This is a genomic window from Acinetobacter sp. Ac_3412 (genome assembly GCF_013072675.1).
Taxonomy (GTDB): domain Bacteria; phylum Pseudomonadota; class Gammaproteobacteria; order Pseudomonadales; family Moraxellaceae; genus Acinetobacter; species Acinetobacter higginsii.
The window spans coordinates 165,802-185,541 of the sequence record NZ_LXUJ01000014.1 but is presented as its reverse complement, the minus strand read 5'-3'; the positions used below and the strand labels follow the sequence as shown (position 1 = coordinate 185,541).

17 protein-coding genes and 3 tRNA genes are annotated in these 19,740 nt (G+C 43.1%); 11 read left to right on the top strand and 9 right to left on the bottom strand.

Annotated features, from left to right (window positions below):
• The first annotated feature begins 10 nt into the window (after positions 1 to 10).
• From A7P54_RS18025 to A7P54_RS17980, 10 genes are all read left to right on the top strand, one after another.
• A complete protein-coding gene (locus tag A7P54_RS18025) occupies positions 11 to 433 on the top strand; it encodes a hypothetical protein (protein WP_171550393.1) in 423 nt (140 codons plus the stop codon).
• Between the two features lie 79 nt (positions 434 to 512).
• A complete protein-coding gene (hisIE, locus tag A7P54_RS18020) occupies positions 513 to 1,280 on the top strand; it encodes a bifunctional phosphoribosyl-AMP cyclohydrolase/phosphoribosyl-ATP diphosphatase HisIE (protein ID WP_171550392.1) in 768 nt (255 codons plus the stop codon).
• A 9-nt stretch (positions 1,281 to 1,289) separates the two neighbouring features.
• Positions 1,290 to 2,792, top strand: a complete 1,503-nt coding sequence (locus A7P54_RS18015) for a UvrD-helicase domain-containing protein (protein ID WP_171550391.1) — start codon at positions 1,290 to 1,292, stop codon at positions 2,790 to 2,792.
• A 24-nt stretch (positions 2,793 to 2,816) separates the two neighbouring features.
• A complete protein-coding gene (locus A7P54_RS18010) occupies positions 2,817 to 4,199 on the top strand; it encodes an AAA family ATPase (protein WP_171550390.1) in 1,383 nt (460 codons plus the stop codon).
• 254 nt (positions 4,200 to 4,453) lie between these two features.
• Positions 4,454 to 7,306, top strand: coding sequence for a monovalent cation/H+ antiporter subunit A (locus tag A7P54_RS18005; protein WP_171550389.1), 2,853 nt, complete (start codon positions 4,454 to 4,456; stop codon positions 7,304 to 7,306).
• On the top strand, positions 7,299 to 7,667 hold the full coding sequence (locus A7P54_RS18000) for a Na+/H+ antiporter subunit C (protein ID WP_004656199.1): 369 nt from the start codon (positions 7,299 to 7,301) through the stop codon (positions 7,665 to 7,667). The genes A7P54_RS18005 and A7P54_RS18000 overlap by 8 nt, the downstream gene beginning before the upstream one ends.
• Complete coding sequence (locus tag A7P54_RS17995) at positions 7,667 to 9,478, top strand: monovalent cation/H+ antiporter subunit D (protein WP_005200481.1); 1,812 nt, start codon at positions 7,667 to 7,669, stop codon at positions 9,476 to 9,478. The genes A7P54_RS18000 and A7P54_RS17995 overlap by 1 nt, the downstream gene beginning before the upstream one ends.
• The gene (locus tag A7P54_RS17990) at positions 9,478 to 10,005 is read left to right on the top strand and encodes a Na+/H+ antiporter subunit E (RefSeq protein ID WP_033134001.1); all 528 of its coding nucleotides are present in this window, start codon (positions 9,478 to 9,480) and stop codon (positions 10,003 to 10,005) included. The genes A7P54_RS17995 and A7P54_RS17990 overlap by 1 nt, the downstream gene beginning before the upstream one ends.
• Positions 10,002 to 10,277: a monovalent cation/H+ antiporter subunit F gene (locus A7P54_RS17985; protein ID WP_004656203.1), complete on the top strand. Its 276-nt coding sequence runs from the start codon at positions 10,002 to 10,004 to the stop codon at positions 10,275 to 10,277. Before A7P54_RS17990 ends, A7P54_RS17985 begins: the two co-directional genes overlap by 4 nt.
• A gap of 11 nt (positions 10,278 to 10,288) precedes the next feature.
• The gene (locus tag A7P54_RS17980; protein ID WP_005200485.1) at positions 10,289 to 10,663 is read left to right on the top strand and encodes a Na+/H+ antiporter subunit G; all 375 of its coding nucleotides are present in this window, start codon (positions 10,289 to 10,291) and stop codon (positions 10,661 to 10,663) included.
• 52 nt (positions 10,664 to 10,715) lie between these two features.
• Here A7P54_RS17980 and A7P54_RS17975 read toward each other — a convergent pair whose 3' ends face one another.
• The 9 genes from A7P54_RS17975 to tpiA all read right to left on the bottom strand — a co-directional run bounded on the left by A7P54_RS17975 (position 10,716) and on the right by tpiA (position 17,650).
• Positions 10,716 to 11,117, bottom strand: a complete 402-nt coding sequence (locus tag A7P54_RS17975; RefSeq protein WP_004774100.1) for a ribosome-binding factor A — start codon at positions 11,115 to 11,117, stop codon at positions 10,716 to 10,718.
• On the bottom strand, positions 11,117 to 13,831 hold the full coding sequence (infB, locus tag A7P54_RS17970) for a translation initiation factor IF-2 (protein ID WP_005200487.1): 2,715 nt from the start codon (positions 13,829 to 13,831) through the stop codon (positions 11,117 to 11,119). The genes A7P54_RS17975 and infB overlap by 1 nt, the downstream gene beginning before the upstream one ends.
• Positions 13,832 to 13,841: 10 nt before the next feature.
• Complete coding sequence (nusA, locus tag A7P54_RS17965) at positions 13,842 to 15,326, bottom strand: transcription termination factor NusA (protein ID WP_004802322.1); 1,485 nt, start codon at positions 15,324 to 15,326, stop codon at positions 13,842 to 13,844.
• A 37-nt stretch (positions 15,327 to 15,363) separates the two neighbouring features.
• On the bottom strand, positions 15,364 to 15,888 hold the full coding sequence (rimP, locus tag A7P54_RS17960) for a ribosome maturation factor RimP (RefSeq protein ID WP_004802320.1): 525 nt from the start codon (positions 15,886 to 15,888) through the stop codon (positions 15,364 to 15,366).
• A gap of 201 nt (positions 15,889 to 16,089) precedes the next feature.
• Positions 16,090 to 16,166: transfer RNA gene (locus A7P54_RS17955), tRNA-Met, on the bottom strand.
• A gap of 87 nt (positions 16,167 to 16,253) precedes the next feature.
• Positions 16,254 to 16,330 (bottom strand) — tRNA-Met (locus A7P54_RS17950).
• 44 nt (positions 16,331 to 16,374) lie between these two features.
• Positions 16,375 to 16,459: transfer RNA gene (locus tag A7P54_RS17945), tRNA-Leu, on the bottom strand.
• 57 nt (positions 16,460 to 16,516) lie between these two features.
• The gene (gene secG / locus A7P54_RS17940; RefSeq protein ID WP_004802318.1) at positions 16,517 to 16,846 is read right to left on the bottom strand and encodes a preprotein translocase subunit SecG; all 330 of its coding nucleotides are present in this window, start codon (positions 16,844 to 16,846) and stop codon (positions 16,517 to 16,519) included.
• 12 nt (positions 16,847 to 16,858) lie between these two features.
• Entirely contained in the window at positions 16,859 to 17,650 is a 792-nt protein-coding gene (tpiA, locus tag A7P54_RS17935; RefSeq protein ID WP_171550388.1) for a triose-phosphate isomerase, read from the bottom strand.
• Between the two features lie 371 nt (positions 17,651 to 18,021).
• Between tpiA and pilB the strand changes: the two genes are divergently transcribed.
• A complete protein-coding gene (gene pilB / locus A7P54_RS17930; protein WP_171550387.1) occupies positions 18,022 to 19,734 on the top strand; it encodes a type IV-A pilus assembly ATPase PilB in 1,713 nt (570 codons plus the stop codon).
• The last annotated feature ends 6 nt before the right edge of the window (positions 19,735 to 19,740 follow it).

The following is a 19,740-nucleotide window of genomic DNA, read 5'->3' as shown; positions in this document are numbered from 1 at the left end:
GACACTCAATATGAAATATAGTTTTTTATGGGCTTTGTATCGACAAGATAAAGGCAAAGCGATCAGGAAAGGATGCTGGTTTTTACTTCCCAGCTTTGCCAATTTTTTGTGTTTTCTAAATTTTCACTATCAACTCATTGAATGGCAAGTGAGCCCTCAATCTTCGATAGGAAGATTAATATCAGGGCCTCATTTTTGGTGGGTCATTTTATTTGACTGTATCCCATTTCTTTTATTAGCGACAGTCAGGCAAAGATATTTGCTTATATTATTAAAAATTTGGTTATTGATCGCAGTGAGTTTTTTCTTGATTAATGCTTGGTTTTGCGCCAGTTATCCCTACAGCACAATTCTACTTTTTGCGCTCTCTTTTGCCTCTTTAAAACAAGAACAAAATCAGCTGATGAATACCTATATTCGTCCGCATTCTTAAATGTTTTTACCCAACAAGCATAGCCAACCCTTGCCACAACCGCTACACTAGCTGCTCTCCACTCAATGGATTTTCACTCATGTCAAACTGGTTAGATGAAGTTAAATTTGATTCCAATGGTCTTGTTCCCGCCATTGCACAACATCATCAAACTGGTCGAGTGTTAATGGTTGCGTGGATGAATCGTGAGGCTTTACAACTGACAGCTGAAAAAAATCAGGCGGTGTATTACTCACGTTCACGTCAAAAACTCTGGCATAAAGGCGAAGAATCAGGACACTTTCAAACCGTGCATGAAATTCGTCTGGATTGCGATGCTGACGTGATTATTTTACAAATTGAACAACATGGTGGCATTGCCTGCCATACCGGTCGTGAGTCTTGTTTCTACCGTAAACTGACACCTCAAGGCTGGGAAATTGTTGATGCTCAGCTCAAAGATCCAAAAGCAATTTACGGTGCATCAGCTAAAGTTGAAGTCCATGATCATGGTCAAAGTGAACAAGTTGATGTACTCAGCTATTTAGGTCGCTTAATGCAAGAGCGTAAAACAGCTGAATCTGATAGTTCTTATATCGCCAGCCTGTATAAAAAAGGCATCAATAAGATTTCAGAAAAAGTCGGTGAAGAAAGTATTGAAAGTATCATCGCTGCGAAAGATTATGCAGTTCTAGCTTCACTGGAAAATAAACACGATCTAATTTATGAAGTCGCGGACTTATGGTTCCACAGTATTGTGATGTTGGGTTACTTCGATCTTGAACCACAAGTGGTGTTGGATGAGCTCGCACGTCGTCAAGGTTTATCAGGTTTAGTTGAAAAAGCTAACCGTAGCAAAGAAGTGTAATCAGAGCCTGTGTCAAATATAGAAAAACCCAAAGCCACTTATGAGCAAGCCATTGCGATAGACAATGCCCGTCTCGGCCAATCCTTTAAAGTGATTGCCTATGCTGGCACAGGTAAAACCACAACACTGCAAATGATCAGCGATGCCATGCCTGAACGGCGTGGCATGTACTTGGCATTTAACAAAGCCATCGCTTCAGAAGCGCAAAATAAATTTCATGGCAATGTAAACTGTCGAACCTTTCACTCGCTTGCATTTCGAAGTGCACCGCGTGGCGTGACCGACAAATTACGCTTACCGCGTCTTAGTCCTAGCTTTATTGCCAAAGAATATCGCCTGGAACCGATTACGCTACGTCGCCTCATGGGTGGGCGTTACGAAAAATATGTGCTGATGCCAAGTCGTTTGGCTAGCTTAGTTGCCAATGCCGTGAGCTACTTCTGCTCAACCAGTTCACAGTACCCAGCTCCTCGGCATATTCAGGCACCGAGCTGGTTACATCTAGACGATATCGACGCCTTACAACAACATCTCTACCCTGCAGTAGAACGCCGTTGGCTCGAATCAATTGATCCCAATCATCAAGCAGGTATTGGGCACGATATCTACTTAAAGCTTTGGGCTTTATCCGAACCAAATATTCCTGCCGATTATGTGTTGTTTGATGAAGCACAAGATGCCGATCCACTGATGCTTGGTATTTTACTGCGTCAGAAAAGTACCCAAGTGATTTATGTCGGTGATGCACACCAACAAATTTACGCATGGCGTGGAGCAATCAATGCCATGCAACAAATGCCATTGCCTGAAAGTCGTTTAACCACCTCTTTCCGTTTTGGCGATGCCATTGCAGATGTCGCCAACAGCTTGCTTGGCGCATTAAATGAAACCGTGCCCCTACTTGGTAATCCAAACCAAAAATCAAGTGTGGTGAATAAGCCACATACCAAGATGCGCGATGCGATTCTATGTCGGACTAATGCCCGTGCAATGGAGCTATTACTCTCTGGTCTCGTTAATGGCGATAAAGTCGGCTTACAAGCGGACCAGCAGAAACTGAGTCGTTTTGTCGATGCAGCAAGTTTATTGAAACAAGGCAAACGAATTACCGATGTTCCTGAGCTGGCTTGGTTTAACTCTTGGCATGATGTACACGAATATTGTGAAACCAATGATGGCAGTGATATCAAGCCCTTAGTCAAGCTGGTTGATGATCATGGCACTGATCCACTTAAGAAGGCACTGGCAAAAATCACCCCGATTGAACAGGCCGATTATGTGATTTCAACGGCACATAAAGCCAAAGGTTTGGAATGGAATCGTGTGCATATCGAAGACGATTACCAATTTAAAATAAATGGACTAGAACATAAAATTACAGATGAAGAGTTAAGATTACTTTACGTAGCCTGCACGCGTGCTAAAGTAAGTTTAAATATTCATCATTTATACGACTTAATACAACAATTAAAACGGTGCGCCCCCTCAAGTCTTCGTCAGTCAGCAGGTTAAAGCGCTTATGATTGAGGTCAGCTTATGCAGCTTGAATCGGTTCAATTCAAACACATCGGGATGTTTCGGGAGTTAAATCTCGAATTTCAGCCTGAGCGCTCTCCTATTACCCTGATTTTGGGTGATCAAGCCACAGGCAAAAGTACGATTTTAAAAAACATCTATCAAAGCCTGACTTGGTTTTCTGCGCGCTATAAGGATATTCGTACTGCAGGTGTGGTGATTGCTGATCAAGATATTATGCTGAATCGCTTACAGGCAAAAATTCAAATTCTAGTCCGAATGAGCAGTGAACTGAGTGGCTCTTTGACTGAAAGTAGCTCATCACAACAGACCGACACGCAAACTTGTGCATGGAAACTCTATAAAACATTTAATAGTCAAGGCGTTGGGATTAGCCAAGTGGAGACCCAACAGCTTGATCAAATGGTCACGCTCTATCAGAAAACAGGACTGCAAGATCCTTTATTCGGACTTCCACTGATTGCCTATTATCCTGCCGAACGATTTGTCCAAGACATCAATTTACAAAGCAAAAATACCCCGGGGACATTACAGGAAATTTCGGCCTACGATTTAACTGCTGTACCCTACACGACCTTTGCCCGTTTTTTTGAGTGGCTACGTGAAATCAGCGATGTTGAAAATGCACATTCAGCCCATATCGTTAGACGCTTGATGGGTAATGATTTTAATCAACAAAATCAATCAGAAGTACTGCAAGAATTACAACAAGAACTGATTAATCATCCGAAGCAACTCTCTGCGCCGAATCTTTATGCTTTGAAAAACAGCTTACATACGGTTTTCCCTGAATTAAGCGATATTTATATTCAGTATGTGCCAAAGTTACAATTAATGGTGCGTTATCACGATCAGTTGATTCCTTTTCAACAACTGTCTGCTTCACTCAAAACTTGGATTGCATTAGTTGGAGACATTAGTCGTCGGCTTTGCTTGCTGAATCAGCATTGTTTTAACCCTTGCTTAGAAGGTGAAGGGATTTTATTGATTGATCAAGTTGACCATCAACTCGATCAGAATCACTGTGCGGAAATTTTGGAGCGTCTCCATCAAGCTTTTCCACGTCTACAAATCATCGTCACAGGCAATCGAGATGCCTTGCTTGAACATGCATTACATTACCAGTGCTTAAAATTAGATCAAAAAGGTGTATACCAACTCAATTTAGAAGCATCTCAACAGCAGCTTTCAAATTTATATCAAGGTCTCACCCAGACCGAAACAGCACATTCCGTGCAAGCCCAAACCTTGCTGCAAGCCGATCCACTGACCAGCAAAGTCGATGATTTATTCCAACAAATTCAGGATTTAAACGAACAAGAAAAGAACAATTTACTCAACCTGCTCAAGATAGATGATACACCGCAAGAAACGCCCTTATAAAGACGTATCAAAAGACAGAAATTGAAATATTATCAATCAAATGATGTTGTTTGTTTCATGTAATAACATCAGATTTTTGCTGATTTTTTATAGTAAAATAAATCGTATTTTTTATTTTCAAGTTGTGCAATACAACTTGCTGCCTCCGTTAACTTGATTGGGCTTCAAGATTTAAAGTTTTTGGTATTCTCTTTGAGTGCCTGTAAGTCTTGAAAGAAAATTCACCCCTTAGGTCTTCGACCTAAATCATCGACATGGATACCAGTGTGCTACCGATTATTATCTTATTACCGCTCATACTCGGCACCACCCTTGTCTCACAATTACAGCGTATTTCGCGTGGCGTGACGGCACTTGGGGCGATTGGCATCAGCCTTAGTTGTTTTATTTTACTTTTAACTCAGGCAGAAACGGTTCTTCAGGGCAATACCCTGCAACAAAGCTGGGACTGGCTTCCACAGCTTGGAATTAATCTGAGTTTTCGCCTAGATGCATTAGGTTTATTGTTTGGTCTGCTGATTAGCGGTATCGGCACCCTAATTTATATTTATGCCTATTACTATCTCAGCCCTAAGAATTCTCTCAGTAAACTCTATCAATTATTGATGCTGTTTATGGCAGCCATGCTGGGGATTTCACTCTCAAATAACCTGATTATCTTATTGGTATTCTGGGAGCTGACCAGTATCTCCTCTTTCCTATTGGTGGGTTACTGGAGTCAATACGAGGCAGCGCAACGTGGCGCCCGTATGGCCCTCACCATCACAGGCATGGGCGGTTTGGCCATGCTGGGTGGCTTTGTCCTGATTGGACAAATCACCGGCACTTATCAGATTGATGAATTGGTGTTGATGAAGGATACCATTCAGCAACATGCACTATTTGTTCCTGCATTATTGCTGATCCTGTTAGGTGCATTCACCAAAAGTGCCCAATTCCCCTTCCATTTTTGGTTACCGAATGCGATGGCAGCGCCGACTCCTGTGTCAGCCTATCTACATTCTGCAACCATGGTCAAAGCAGGGATTTTCTTGTTGGCGCGTTTAGCTCCTATTTTTATTGGCGCTGCGCTGTATCACAATATCGTGACTTTTGTCGGTCTGTTCACCTTGTGTATGGCCGCAGGTTTTGCAATTTTCAAAGAAGACCTGAAAGGACTTTTGGCCTATTCAACCATTAGTCATTTGGGCTTAATCGTATGTTTACTCGGTATTGGCTCGCCATTGGCGGTTGCTGCCGCAATTTTCCACATCATCAACCATGCCACCTTTAAAGCGGCATTGTTCATGATTGCCGGGATTATTGACCATGAAACTGGCACACGCGATTTACGCAAGCTCAGTGGCATCTGGCAACTGCTTCCATTTACAGGCACTCTCACCATGATCACCGCTGCCTCAATGGCGGGTATACCACTGACCAATGGCTTTATCTCGAAAGAAATGTTCTTTACCGAACTATTGGCCAACTTATCTGGTCCAGTGATGGTGATTTCAGCCATCGTCGCAACGTTTGCTGGTATTTTCGCAGTCAGCTATTCAATTCGTCTCGTTCATGGGGTGTTTTTTGATGGCCCGATTGGCAAACACGTACCGAATAAAGATGCACACGAACCACATTTAGGCATGCGCTTACCTGCCATTATTTTGGCAACACTCTGTATTTTGGTCGGTATCCTCCCTGCCCTATTTGCAGGGACAATGGTCAACAGCGTCACTCGTGCAAGTTTGGCGCAGCCTGAATTTGAAGGCGTTCATCTTGCGATTTGGCATGGCATTAACGCACCACTCATTATGAGTTTGATTGCACTGATTGGCGGATCAATTTTCTATTTTGTATTGGCAAAAGACGGACGCATTCGTAAAATCGACTTAGATCCTTATCTTGGAAAATTCCAAGGCAAGATTCTGTTTGATCTATTCTTAAAAAATTTATTACTGATCAGCCGCAAGATTAAGCAAAAGACCGAAAATGGTTCTTTGCAAAGCTATATCCTCTGGATTGTGTTGTTTAGCATCATCATGGTCGGCTTACCACTATTCAACCAAGGCTTAACCACAGGCACACGTGAACTGACCCATGCACCTTGGGTGGCAATTGTACTCTGGCTGACCCTATTCTCAGGTTGCTGGATGATGCTGTGGTTCCATCATGAACGTATCAAAGCCGTTCTGATCAGTGGTGCAGTCGGTTTGGTGGTCACCATGGTTTTTGTGACCCTCTCTGCACCTGACTTGGCATTGACACAGATTACAGTTGATGTGGTAACCACTGTTTTATTACTGATGAGTTTGTCTTTACTACCACAACTTACCCCGTATGAATCAAGCCGTTCACGCCGTTGGCGAGATGCCAGCCTTGCCATCGCAGGTGGTTTAGGTATTGGTTGGATTACCTGGTTGCTGTTAACTCGCGATCACAATTCAATTTCATGGTTCTTTTTACAGCAGGCGATTCCGTTGGGCGGTGGTTCAAACGTGGTCAATGTAATCTTGGTTGACTTCCGTGGTTTCGATACCTTCGGTGAAATTACCGTACTCGGCATTGCCGCCATTGGTGCGCTGTGTCTGATGGATGGTATGCGTGCACACGGGACCACCATGACCCAAGGCTTAACCTATCGTTTTAACCCTTCACCGTTGATGTTCCGTATCACGGCGTCATGGATCTTGCCACTGGCCTTGGTGGTTAGTGTCTATATCTTTATGCGTGGGCATAATCTTCCAGGCGGTGGCTTTATTGCAGGTTTGATTACCTCAATGGCACTGATTATTCAGTACATCGTATTGGGGCAAGATCAAACCGAACAGATGATCAAAGCCAAATCAGGTCGTCTTTATGAGTTATGGATTGGTGCGGGTTTAACCATTGCAGGTCTCACCGGTATTATCGCGTGGTTGTGGGCTCGCCCCTTCCTCACCAGTGCCCATATTTATGTAGAAGCGCCATTGCTTGGAAAAATGCATCTTGCCTCTGCAGTCGCATTTGATACAGGGGTCTACATTACCGTTGTGGGTGCTGCCATGTTGTTGATCTCCGTTCTTGGAGACTCTCGTCACTCTAGTATGGCTGGTCCGATCCCAGGTGGAGATAATCAAAATGATTAGTATTGAATTTTTACTCGCGTCAGGGATTGGCTTACTCACTGCAACAGGTATTTATTTGATTCTGCGTGCCAGAACATTTCCAGTGGTCCTTGGTTTAGCCATGATTGGCTATGCCGTGAACTTGTTCCTGTTTGCCATGGGCCGCCTGCAAATCAATGCACCCGCGGTGTTGACTCAGGCCACTAAAGTGACCGACCCACTCCCTCAAGCACTGGTATTAACGGCGATTGTAATTGGCTTTGCCACCACCGCCTTTATCGTGCAACTTGCCCTACGCAGTCGTTATGAATCTGGTACAGACCATGTCGACTCGAAAGAAGAACCCACCTTGACTTATGACCCACGTGAGGATGAGCCATAATGTTTGATTTTTACAGTTTCTGGCACGCTCACGCTCCAATTATCAGTATCTTAATTCCAGCATTTACCAGTTTTATTCTGGTGTTATTGGGCAATCCAGGTTCAGGTTCTTTAAAGCAAGATTGGCGTCAACCTTGGCGTCGCGGAATTAGTATTGCTTCGGCAGTTTTGGGCTTAATCACGGCAATCAGCTATCTGAGTATTGCCAGCACAGGCCAAATTACGGTTTATCAGCTCAGTGAATGGTCGGCGCCATTTGGGATTGTCTTAGTCCTTGATCGCCTATCTGCCTTTATGTTGGTCCTGACCTATATTCTTGCAGTACCCGTGATTTGGTATGCCAGTGAGAACTGGGATACCCGTGGGCGCTATTTCCATACCATGGTGCATTTCCTACTCATGGGAATCACAGGTGCATTCCTGACAGGCGACTTATTCAACTTATTCGTCTTCTTCGAAATCCTGTTGATGGCTTCTTATGTGCTGTTATTGCACGGTCAAGGTCGTCCACGTTTCCAGCTTGGGGTGCATTATGTCACCATTAACTTGCTGGCCTCTGCCCTGTTTCTGATTGGTCTAGGCATGATTTATGGCAGTGTCGGCAGCTTGAATATGGCTGATGTCGGTCGTCTGGTATCAAGCTTAGATGGCGATCAGCACAAACTTGCCGTTGCAGGTGGACTACTGCTGTTTGTGGTGTTTGGTATTAAAGCTGCGATGTTGCCTGTTGGCTTCTGGTTGCCGAAAACCTATGCGGTTGCAAGCACACCGGTCGCTGCGATTTTTACCATTATGACCAAAGTGGGTATTTATGCCATTTTACGTGTCAATGGCACTGTGTTTGATGATGCCATGGCACAAAGCATTTTCAAGAACTGCTTATTGATCATTGGTTTGGTGACTTCCCTTTATGGTGTGATTGGTGCAATTGGTGCTGAACGCTTACGCCGTTTTGTTGGCTTCATGGTGCTGTCATCGATTGGTACACTGCTGATTTCAATTGCCATGTTCAATACACAGGCATGGGCCGCAGCGCTGTACTATTTAGTTCACAGTACCTTGATTGCAGCAGCTTTCTATTTATTCTGTGGCTGGATGACCTCGCAGCGTGGCGCTTTTAAAGATCATTTAAAAGTTGCACCACGAATCAAACAGGAAAAAGCGGCTGCTTTTACTTACTTTACCATCGCCTTGATGATGGCAGGGTTACCCCCATTCAGTGGATTTTTGGGTAAAGTTTTCATCTTACAAGCCACTGCTGAGACACCGTATCAAGGCTGGATCATCGCAGTGATTCTAATTGTGAGCTTGCTCAGCATTATTGCCATGACACGCGTTGGCTTTATTTTGTTCTGGCGTGCAACACCACCTGAAGAAGATCAGAAAGAAGCGGCTTATGCTGAGTATCAAGCCCTACCCGAGCTTGCACCAAAGCGAAATGATACTGCGATCTATATTTTACTTAGTGCATTAATGCTTTATGTGGTTTGTGCAGCGCCGATTCAGAACTATACGCTTGCAACAGCACAGCAAATTCAGAATCACGCGCTTTATAACCAGACCATTCTGAAACATGATGCACAAGGTCGCCCGATCAGCGTACAGCCTTATGATCCAAGCTACTTACCTGAAACCAAATATGGCGGTGAGGTTGAAGATCCGAACGCCTTGCTGATTCCAGATATTATTTCTAAGCCAACCCTACAAGGCGAACATATTTCTGAATATAAGCAGCGTCAAATTGCGGAGCAAGTCCTCGAAGCACCGACCATTCCGAATAGCACACAGTTAAAGCCAATGGAGGATCACTAATGCAAAAATTATCTTTGCTTGAGCGTTGGTTCCCACATCCATTTGTGTCGGTGCTGATTTTCTTGAGCTGGTTGATGCTGGCGCATAGTCTGGATCTGACCGATATTTTAATGGCGTTGATTCTCGCTGTGGCGATTGCACGGCTGGTCAGTCCATTTATTGCAAGAACACCGCATATTCATTGGCTTCCTGCGATTAAACTGGTTTTTGTAGTGCTGTGGGATATTGTCATTTCCAACTTCCGTGTTGCCAAAATGGTGCTTGGTCCAATGGATCAATTACACCCTAAATGGTATCGCGTTCCATTAGAAACTGAACATGAACAAGTGAATACTTTGCTGGCGATGATTATCACCACCACACCTGGTACGGTTTCAGCCGGAATTGATCAGGAACGCGGGGATATTCTGGTACATGCACTCAGTTCAGATAATACCGAACTGGATATTCAAGACATTAAAAAACGCTATGAAACGCCTTTAATCGAAATCTTTGATGTCAAGATTACAGAAGGAGCAAATAAATGACCATTTTGCCTTATGCATTGGGTATCGGTTTAATTGCCATTACCATTTCTATGTTTCTGTGCTTGATTCGCTTGATTGCGGGCCCTTCAGTGATTGATCGACTCTTGGCACTCGATACTTTATTTCTCAATGCGACCTGTCTAATCGTGGTTTTAGGCATTTATTGGGTCAGCACTAATCTATTCGAAGGTGCGCTATTGGTTGCAATGCTCGGCTTTGTTTCTACTGCCGCGCTTGCTCGTTACTTCACTACGGGTCATGTAATTGACTAAGGAGCAATGCCATGCAACTAATTCTTGAGATTGTGGTTTCATTTTTTGTGGTGTTTGGTGCGTTCTTTATGCTGATCGGTTCGATCGGCATGATTCGCCTACCCGACTTATTTATGCGTCTACATGCACCGACCAAATCCAGTACTTTAGGCCTTGGTAGCTTTCTGATCGCTGCCATGATTTTCGCTGCAATGCATGGTCGTTTTGGGTTTGCTGAGCTTTTAATTACTCTATTTGCATTTATCACTGCCCCCGTATCGGCAAATTTGATGGCACAAGCAGCCATTCACTTACGCTTACGCTCAACCAGTGGTGAGGTACCAGAAGCCTTAAATCGCCCATTGCCTTGGCAACGTTATCGTCGCCACCCATTGAAAAAAGATTAATCCCATCAAGCCATAAAAAAAGCCACCCGAAGGTGGCTTTTTTTATATCGATTTACTTTTGTTCATCTTGCTCTTGTTCAGGCAAATCCTTAACCGCTTCAGCAATCAGACCAAACATATAGTTACCATAGGCATTGGTCTTATCGTAATGGAAACGCAATCTTGGCGTAATACGTGTTTTGATACGACGACTCAATTCATGACGCAAGAAGCCAGACGCTTTATTCAAGACATCTAAAGTTTCTTTATTTGCTGCTTCACTTTGATCATCACCCAGCTCACGGCCCATTACAGTGACATATACTTCAGCATATCCCATATCTGCACTGACTTTCACGGCTGAGATGGTCACAAGACCACCCAGACGTGGATCTTTAAGCTCCTGACGGATAAGCTCAGACAACTCGCGTTGTACTGAATCCGCCATGCGCTTTAAGCGTTGGCTACCCGCCATTAAAGACTCCGTTTAATCAATTGAACATCATACACTTCGATCTTATCTTGTGCTTTGATGTCTTTATAACCCTTAACTGCAAGACCACATTCCATACCAGCACGAACTTCTTCAACCACTTCTTTGTAGCGACGAAGAGATTCAAGCTCGCCTTGGAACACAACCACATCATCACGTAATACGCGAATTGGCTTGTTACGATGCAATACACCTTCAAGTACCATACAGCCCGCTGCTGCACCAAATTTACTTGAGTGGAATACTTCACGTACTTCAGCCACACCCAAGATCGTCTCACGATGTTCTGGTGCAAGCTTACCGCTCATTGCAGCTTTAACATCATCAATCAAATGATAAATGACGCTGTAGTAACGAATATCGATACCATCTTGATCAGATTTTTGACGAGCAGAGTTATCCGCACGTACGTTAAAACCTAACAAGACTGCTTCTGAAGACTCAGCTAAAGTAACATCTGACTCAGTGATCGCACCAACACCAGAACCGATTACACGGACTTTAACTTCATCAGTAGAAAGTTCATCAAGCGCAACATGTAATGCTTCCAACGTACCACGAACATCAGTTTTGAGTACAACATTCACATAAGGAATATCTTTTTTACCCATAGATGCCATGATGTTTTCAAGACGCATTGCACTTGCACGCTCTAAACGCTTATGACGTTCACGGTCAGAACGAGCATCAGCAACTTCACGTGCTTTCTTCTCATCATTCACCACAAGAACTTCATCACCCGCCATTGGCGCATCAGGTAAACCTAGAATCTCAACTGGAATTGAAGGACCTGCAGAAGTAATACGTTGACCATTTTCATCAACCATCGCACGAACACGGCCATAAGATGAACCAGCAAGTACCAAGTCACCAATGTTCAATGTACCGTTTTGTACAAGAATCGACGTTACTGCACCGCGACCTTTGTCAACACGTGCTTCGATTACAACACCTTGTGCCGCACCTTCAGCTGAAGCTTTAAGCTCCATCAATTCAGCTTGGATCAAGATTAAATCAAGTAAGCCATCGATACCTGCACCAGAGTGTGCTGATACTTTAGCAATTGGAACATCACCGCCCCACTCTTCAGGTACGATACCTTTGGTGGTCAATTCGTTTAATACGCGGTCTACATCAGCCGATTCTTTATCCATCTTGTTGATGGCAACAATAATCGGTGTTCCTGCAGCACGTGCATGGTCAATTGCTTCAGCTGTTTGCGGCATAACACCGTCATCAGCAGCAACAACAAGAACCACGATATCAGTCGCTTTTGCACCACGTGAACGCATAGAGGTAAATGCTGCGTGTCCCGGTGTATCGAGGAAGGTAATAATCCCTTTCTCAGTTTCAACGTGATAAGCACCGATATGCTGAGTAATACCACCCGCTTCACCCGCAGCCACTTTAGAGCGACGGATACGATCCAGTAATGACGTTTTACCATGGTCAACGTGACCCATGATCGTTACCACTGGCGGACGAGTTGTTTGCTCACCACGTGCTTCTTCAGCAGCAACCAATAAGTTATCTTCTGCTTGCGTATCCGAAACTAAAACTGGATTGTGGCCCAATTCTTCAACTACAAGTACAGCAGTATCTTGATCAATAGCTTGGTTCTGAGTTACAAGCTCACCCATTTTCATGAGGGTCTTGATCACTTCACGAACTTTAACCGCCATTTTTTGTGCTAGATCAGCAACGATGATTTTCTCACCGATCTCAACATCATAAATTTGCTTTTTAACTGGTTTTTCAAAACCATGTTTATTTGCTTGGCTGGTTTTTAAGCCGCGCTTATGATGGCTTTTGCTGAAGCTTTGCTCAGATTGAGCATCGCCACCACGACCGCCTTTCTTACCAGCACGTGGATTTGCAGTTGCACCACCACGTTTGATTTCACGGTCTTCCTTATTAAAGGAATCTTCATACGCTTGGCCAACAAGACCAGCAGCCAACGGTGAATCATCAATCACACGAATCGTTGCAGTTGCATCATCATTTGAATATTTTGATGCCATCTGACGCATTTGCTCAAGTGTACGTTGCTGCGCTTCTTCAGCTGCTTTACGACGTACTGCTTCTTCAGTCGCTTTCAACTGAGCAGTTTGCTCTTCACGTGCTCTTTTTTGCTCTGGTGTTTCTGTCGGGCGAATAACAGGGGCTTTAATCACCTTGTCGCTATTCCGCTTTTTCACCACAACCGCTGTTTTTGCTGGTGCTTGAGCCGCATTATCAGAAGTATGCGCTGCACGCATGGCTTCTAAAGTTGCATTGGCTTTTTGTTCAGCCGTATGACGTGCAGTTTGCTCAGCATCATTACGTACTTTTTGCTCGGCACGTACTTTTGCATCCGCTTCTACACGCGCTTTTGCTTCAGCTGCAAGTAATTCTGGATTTGGTTTAGCAAAAACTTGTTTCTTGCGAACTTCAACATTAATGCTTTTCGCTTTACCTGAAGTACTTGTAACTTTAGCAGTACTCGTTGTTTTACGTTTCAACGCAATTTTTCCTGTGTTACCACTTTCCTGACCATGTACTTTTTTCAAGTGATTGACCAAAGTATCTTGCTGTTCAGTGGTAATAATGTCATCTGCTTTACGCTGTGGTAGACCTGCTTCGCGAACCTGCTCTAGGAGTTTCTCTACAGGACGTTCTACGCTGAGCGCTAACTCTTGAATCGACTTGTCCGTCATCTATTATCTCCTAGTTAAACCATGATTCACGTGCTTTCATGATTAACTGACCCGCTTTGTCATGACCCAAACCTTCGATATCAGAGATATCATCAGTTGCTTGGTCTGCCAAATCATCAACAGTAACCACACCACGCGCCGCCAATGCATACGCAATCTCAGTCGTCATACCTTCCATACCGAGAAGTTCTGCACTTGGCTCTTGAATATTTTCTTGCTGTTTCAATGCATCCGTCAAAGCAGCTTCTTTCGCACGACTTTGTAACAGTTCAACTAAATCTGCTTCAAGCTCGATTTCGTCGAATGTTTCAGCTGGTACATAAGCAATCTCTTCGAGTGAAGTAAAGCCCATTTCTACCAATGCCATTGCCAAGTCTTCTTCAATATCCAGACGTGTAACAAACATATCTAAATATTGTTGTGCTTCATTTTGCTGACGAGCACGATACTCTTCTTCTAACATCATGTCGAGTTTATAACCCGTCAATTCCGATGCTAAACGAACATTTTGTCCTTGCGAACCAATTGCACGCGCTAACTGATCATTGGTTGCAAAGATAATATCTGCACTACGTGCATCTTCATCTAAAACAATACCTGATACATCAGCTGGCTCTAATGCACTTGCAATATATTGTGCTGGGTCATCAGACCACACCACCACATCAATACGCTCACCGTTCAACTCTTGTTGCACTGCTTGGATACGTGTACCACGCATACCAATACATGCACCTACTGGGTCGATACGATGATCATTGGTTTTCACTGCAATTTTAGCACGAACACCTGGTTGACGAGCAGCCGCTTTAATTTCAATGATTTCTTCAGAAATTTCTGGAATTTCTTTTTTCATCAATGCAATCAGCATTTCAGGACGTGCACGAGACAATAATAATTGTGCACCACGGCCTTCACGATTCACGTTATACAAAATCGCATTGATACGTTGTTTAGGACGTAAAATTTCTTTGTGGATGGTTTCTTCACGCGCTAAATAAGCTTCAGCGTTGTCACCAAGATCAATGATAAAGCCATCTTTAGTTTGCTTTTTCACTTCACCGTAGATCAACTCACCGACTTTAGACTCGTAGGCATCCGCAACCAGTGCGCGTTCTGCTTCACGAATCTTTTGTACGATTACTTGTTTTGCAATTTGTGCTGCAATACGACCGAATTCAATTGATTCAACTTCCAACTCACGCACGTCACCGATTGACCACTGAGCAGGGTCTAAATCAGAAATCGCGTCTTGGCATGCTGGCATTTCATGATCTTCATCCGCAACCACAGTCCATTGACGGAAAGTACGGTAATCACCCGTTTTACGATCAATCTCAACACGAAGTTGAGCTTCTTCTGAACGTGTGCCTTCGTAAAACTTTTTCTTCGTTGCCGCAACAAGTGCTTGCTCTAACGCTTGGAAGATCGCTTCACGACTAACACCTTTTTCATTACTAACCGTTTCTGCAACGGTAAGAATTTCGCGGCCCATAAGTCACCTACCGATTTCTTATAAAATTAAGTTAATATTAGTCTTGATAGATTAAATTTGCTTTATCAATATTATTACTATCAATTTCAAGCACATGATTACCTTCAACTTCAACTTGAATCATTTCATTTTCTAAGTCTACAGAAAGTAATTTGGCTTGGAATTTACGACGGTTCTCGACAGCAGCAATTAATCGTAAAGCCACTTGTTGCCCGATATATGCAGGCAGTTGGTTCAATTGGAAAAATGGACGATCCCAGCCTGGTGAAGAAACTTCTAAAGCATATTCACCCGAAATTGGATCATGAACATCAAGCATTGCACCCACCTGTTGTGTTACGAGAACACAATCTTGAACGCCAATACCACGCCCGAGTTCAACTTCACCATCTTCTGTTAAGACAGGTTCAACATTCTCATCGACCGCTTTATCAATATAAATGCGTAATAAAGAACGTTTCCCTTGTGGTAGGAATTCGATTCCCCACAAATCTACACCACACGCAGCTACAGCTGGTGCAATTAGATCATGCAATGCTTGAGATTTATTTGATAATTTCATTTACTCTCGTCGCTCTCATACGAGCCAATCAATCTTAACCGTATAGTGAAGCACGACTATTTGACCAATTGATGTCGAACAACTACACGATATAGCTAAACAACCAATAAAAAAGGGCGTAAATCGCCCCTATGTTACACAGAAAAGCAATGCCCACTGTGCAAAAAGGCCCACCTTATTGTGAGCCTCTTTTTAGAAACTTGGTAGCGGGAGCTGGATTTGAACCAACGACCTTCGGGTTATGAGCCCGACGAGCTACCAGACTGCTCCATCCCGCATCAACGTGCAAAAATTATATACAAATATGAAAAAAAGTCAATTTAAGTTTTTTCATATTTGCTTGATTAAGTTGCACCTTAATCAAATGGTAGCGGGAGCTGGATTTGAACCAACGACCTTCGGGTTATGAGCCCGACGAGCTACCAGACTGCTCCATCCCGCAACAATACAAACACTGCACACACCAAACTTACTGGTTATTAAGCTTGGTGCGGAAGGGGGGACTTGAACCCCCACGCCCGAAAGCACTACCACCTCAAGGTAGCGTGTCTACCAATTCCACCACCACCGCAGTATTGTGGGACGCATTCTATTCCCTTAAACGCAAAAAGGAAAGCGCTAATTCAACTTATTCAGTTGTTTTTGGTGCAGTTGGTGAAGTTTCAGGCGATGTCGCTGGTGCAGACGTTGACGTTTGAACAGTTTTTAAACTATACGCATCTGTCGTCTGTTTTTTAGCAAATACAGCGAGCGTTAAACTAGTGACAAAAAACAATGCGGTAAAAATCGCAGTTAAACGAGTTAAAAAGTTACCTGCACCTGAGGCACCAAAAACGGTAGCAGCACCGCCACCACCAAATGATGCTCCTGCTTCAGCACCTTTACCTTGTTGTACCAGAACCAAAGCAATAATTAAAATTGCTAAAATGATATGTACAACGAGTATAAAACTATACATTTCAACTCCTCGTTATTTGCTTTGTGCAAATGCTTTTGCGATTTGGTAAAACGATTGTGCATTTAAAGACGCACCACCAACCAAAGCACCATTAATATCTGGACATGCTGCCAATTCAACTGCATTTTCAGCTTTTACACTGCCACCATACAGAATCGCCATCTCAGCACCAAATGCCGTGATTTGCTTTAGACCTTCACGAATTTTTGCATGCATGGCTTGAGCATCAGCAGGAGAAGCCGTCTTCCCTGTTCCGATTGCCCAAATAGGCTCATACGCTACCACAATATTTTGCCATTGTTCAGTTTTTACTACAGCGGCCATATCACAAATTTGTTGTAATACCACTTGTTCTGCTGCACCCTGTTCACGTTGCTCTAAGCTTTCGCCCACGCAATAAATGACAGTCAAACCAGCTGTTAATGCATTTTGTAATTTAGCTTTTAAAATTTCGACATCATCGCCAAATAATTCACGACGTTCAGAATGCCCAATTAAAACAAATTCAATACCACTGTCTTTTAACAGTTCGGCGCTCACTTCACCTGTATAGGCACCTGTACCTGCGACACGAGAAACATCTTGCGCAACCGTATAAATCGTTCTCGCTGCATCTTTAAATTGTGTTTGAATGCCGCTTAACGAGATTGCAATTGGCGCAACACCAATATGACATTGCTCAGCTGCAATATCTTCCTGTTGTAATAACTGTTTAAATTCTTCTACTAATTGGAAAGCATTCGCATGCATTGGATTCATTTTCCAATTGCCAACAACCCAAGGAGTAATGCTCGAGTTCGACATACTTCGCCCACCCACTGTTAATTTCTCAAAAATGCTGCATATTTTACACGGATTTTTATAAAATTCAGTTTTTTCTTTTACTGATGTATAAATGACTAAAAATCATAAAGATCAGTAAAAGCTGCTATTCTACCGTCATAATATTATGGTGTTTCAGTGTAAAATTTAAAGCTTGCCACAATTGAATTAATTTGATTATGGACAAGATTTAATTCACTGAAAGAAAATTAATTTGCAAAAAACTCGATCAGTTCAAAGTTTTCGCTATGAATCAAGGCAAAAACAACACTTTCTGTAGTAGTATTTTTGCATAACAAAAGTATAATTTTTAGAATACATATTATAAACATTTATTGTCATAAGGCGGACAGATGTCAGGATTACATACGTCTCCAAAGTTTTCGGGGTTTATTCGACGGTTGGTTGAAGATGGACACATGTCCACCACAACCATGCAAACCGCAATTGATGCGGCTAAAAAAGCACAACAAGACATCGTTGCACATCTGATTGAACAGCATCGTTTATCTCCCCTAACCATTGCTGAAACGATTGCAGCCGAATTCGGTGAACCACTTTTCGATCTGGCTGTATACGATACGGCTTTGCTACCTCGCGATCTGGCAGATAACAAACTCATTCAGAAACATAAAGTTGCGCCGTTACTACAACGTGGGCAAATTTTATATGTCGCGACCAGCAATCCGACCAATATTGAAGCATTAGATGCCATTCGCTTTAATACCAAACTCAATATTGAGCCCATCATTGTTGAGCACACAAAACTTGAAAAACTGATTGAACAGCAGTTTGGTGATTCCGGCAGTTTCGATTTTGGTGAAAGTGAAGACTTTGATCTAGATATTGATGTGAATCAAGATTCAAGCAAAGAAGAGGATGAGGCACCACAAGGCGATGAGTCTCCAATTGTCAAATACATTAATAAACTGTTGATTGATGCGATTCGTATGGGGGCATCCGATTTACATTTCGAACCTTATGAAAAAATGTACCGTGTCCGCTATCGTGTCGATGGCGTACTCCGTCAAATTACCAATCCGCCTTTACAAATGGCCACTCGTCTCGCTTCTCGTTTAAAAGTCATGTCACAAATGGACATTTCTGAAAAACGAATGCCTCAAGATGGACGTATTAAACTTAAACTTTCCAAGACCAAAGCCATCGATTTCCGTGTCAACTCACTGCCAACTTTGTTTGGCGAAAAGTTGGTGTTACGTATTCTCGATCCATCCAGTGCCATGTTGGGGATTGAAGCACTCGGTTATGAGGATGAGCAAAAAGCCTTATTTATGGAAGCACTGGATAAGCCCCAAGGCATGCTATTGATTACAGGTCCAACGGGCTCTGGTAAAACTGTCTCTTTGTATACAGGTTTAAATATCCTGAATACCGAAGACACCAATATTTCGACCGCCGAAGATCCTGTTGAAATCAACTTAGAAGGGATTAACCAAGTTAACGTGAATCCCAAAACAGGACTCACCTTCTCTGCTGCCCTAAAAGCCTTTTTACGTCAAGATCCAGACGTGATCATGGTCGGGGAGATTCGTGACTTAGAAACAGCTGAAATTGCAATTAAAGCCGCACAAACAGGTCATATGGTGATGTCAACCCTGCATACCAATAGTGCACCTGAGACACTGACTCGTTTACGTAATATGGGCGTCCCTTCTTTCAATATCGCAACTTCTGTCAATCTGGTGATTGCACAACGTTTGGCACGACGTTTATGTGGGCAATGTAAAGAAGCCATCGAAGTCCCCAAACAAAGCTTACTAGAGCTCGGCTTTACGGAACAGGATTTAAATCATCCAGAATTCCAAATTTTTCAACCCATCGGTTGTGCTGAGTGCCGTGAAGGCTATAAAGGTCGCGTGGGGATTTATGAGGTGATGAAAGTCACACCAGAAATTTCTAAAATTATTATGGAAGATGGCAATGCCTTACAAATTGCGGCTGCATCAGAGCAAGCAGGGTTTAATAATCTACGTCGTTCAGGTTTGAAAAAAGTCATGCAGGGAATTACCTCTTTGCAAGAAATCAATCGAGTAACAAGTGAATAAAATCAA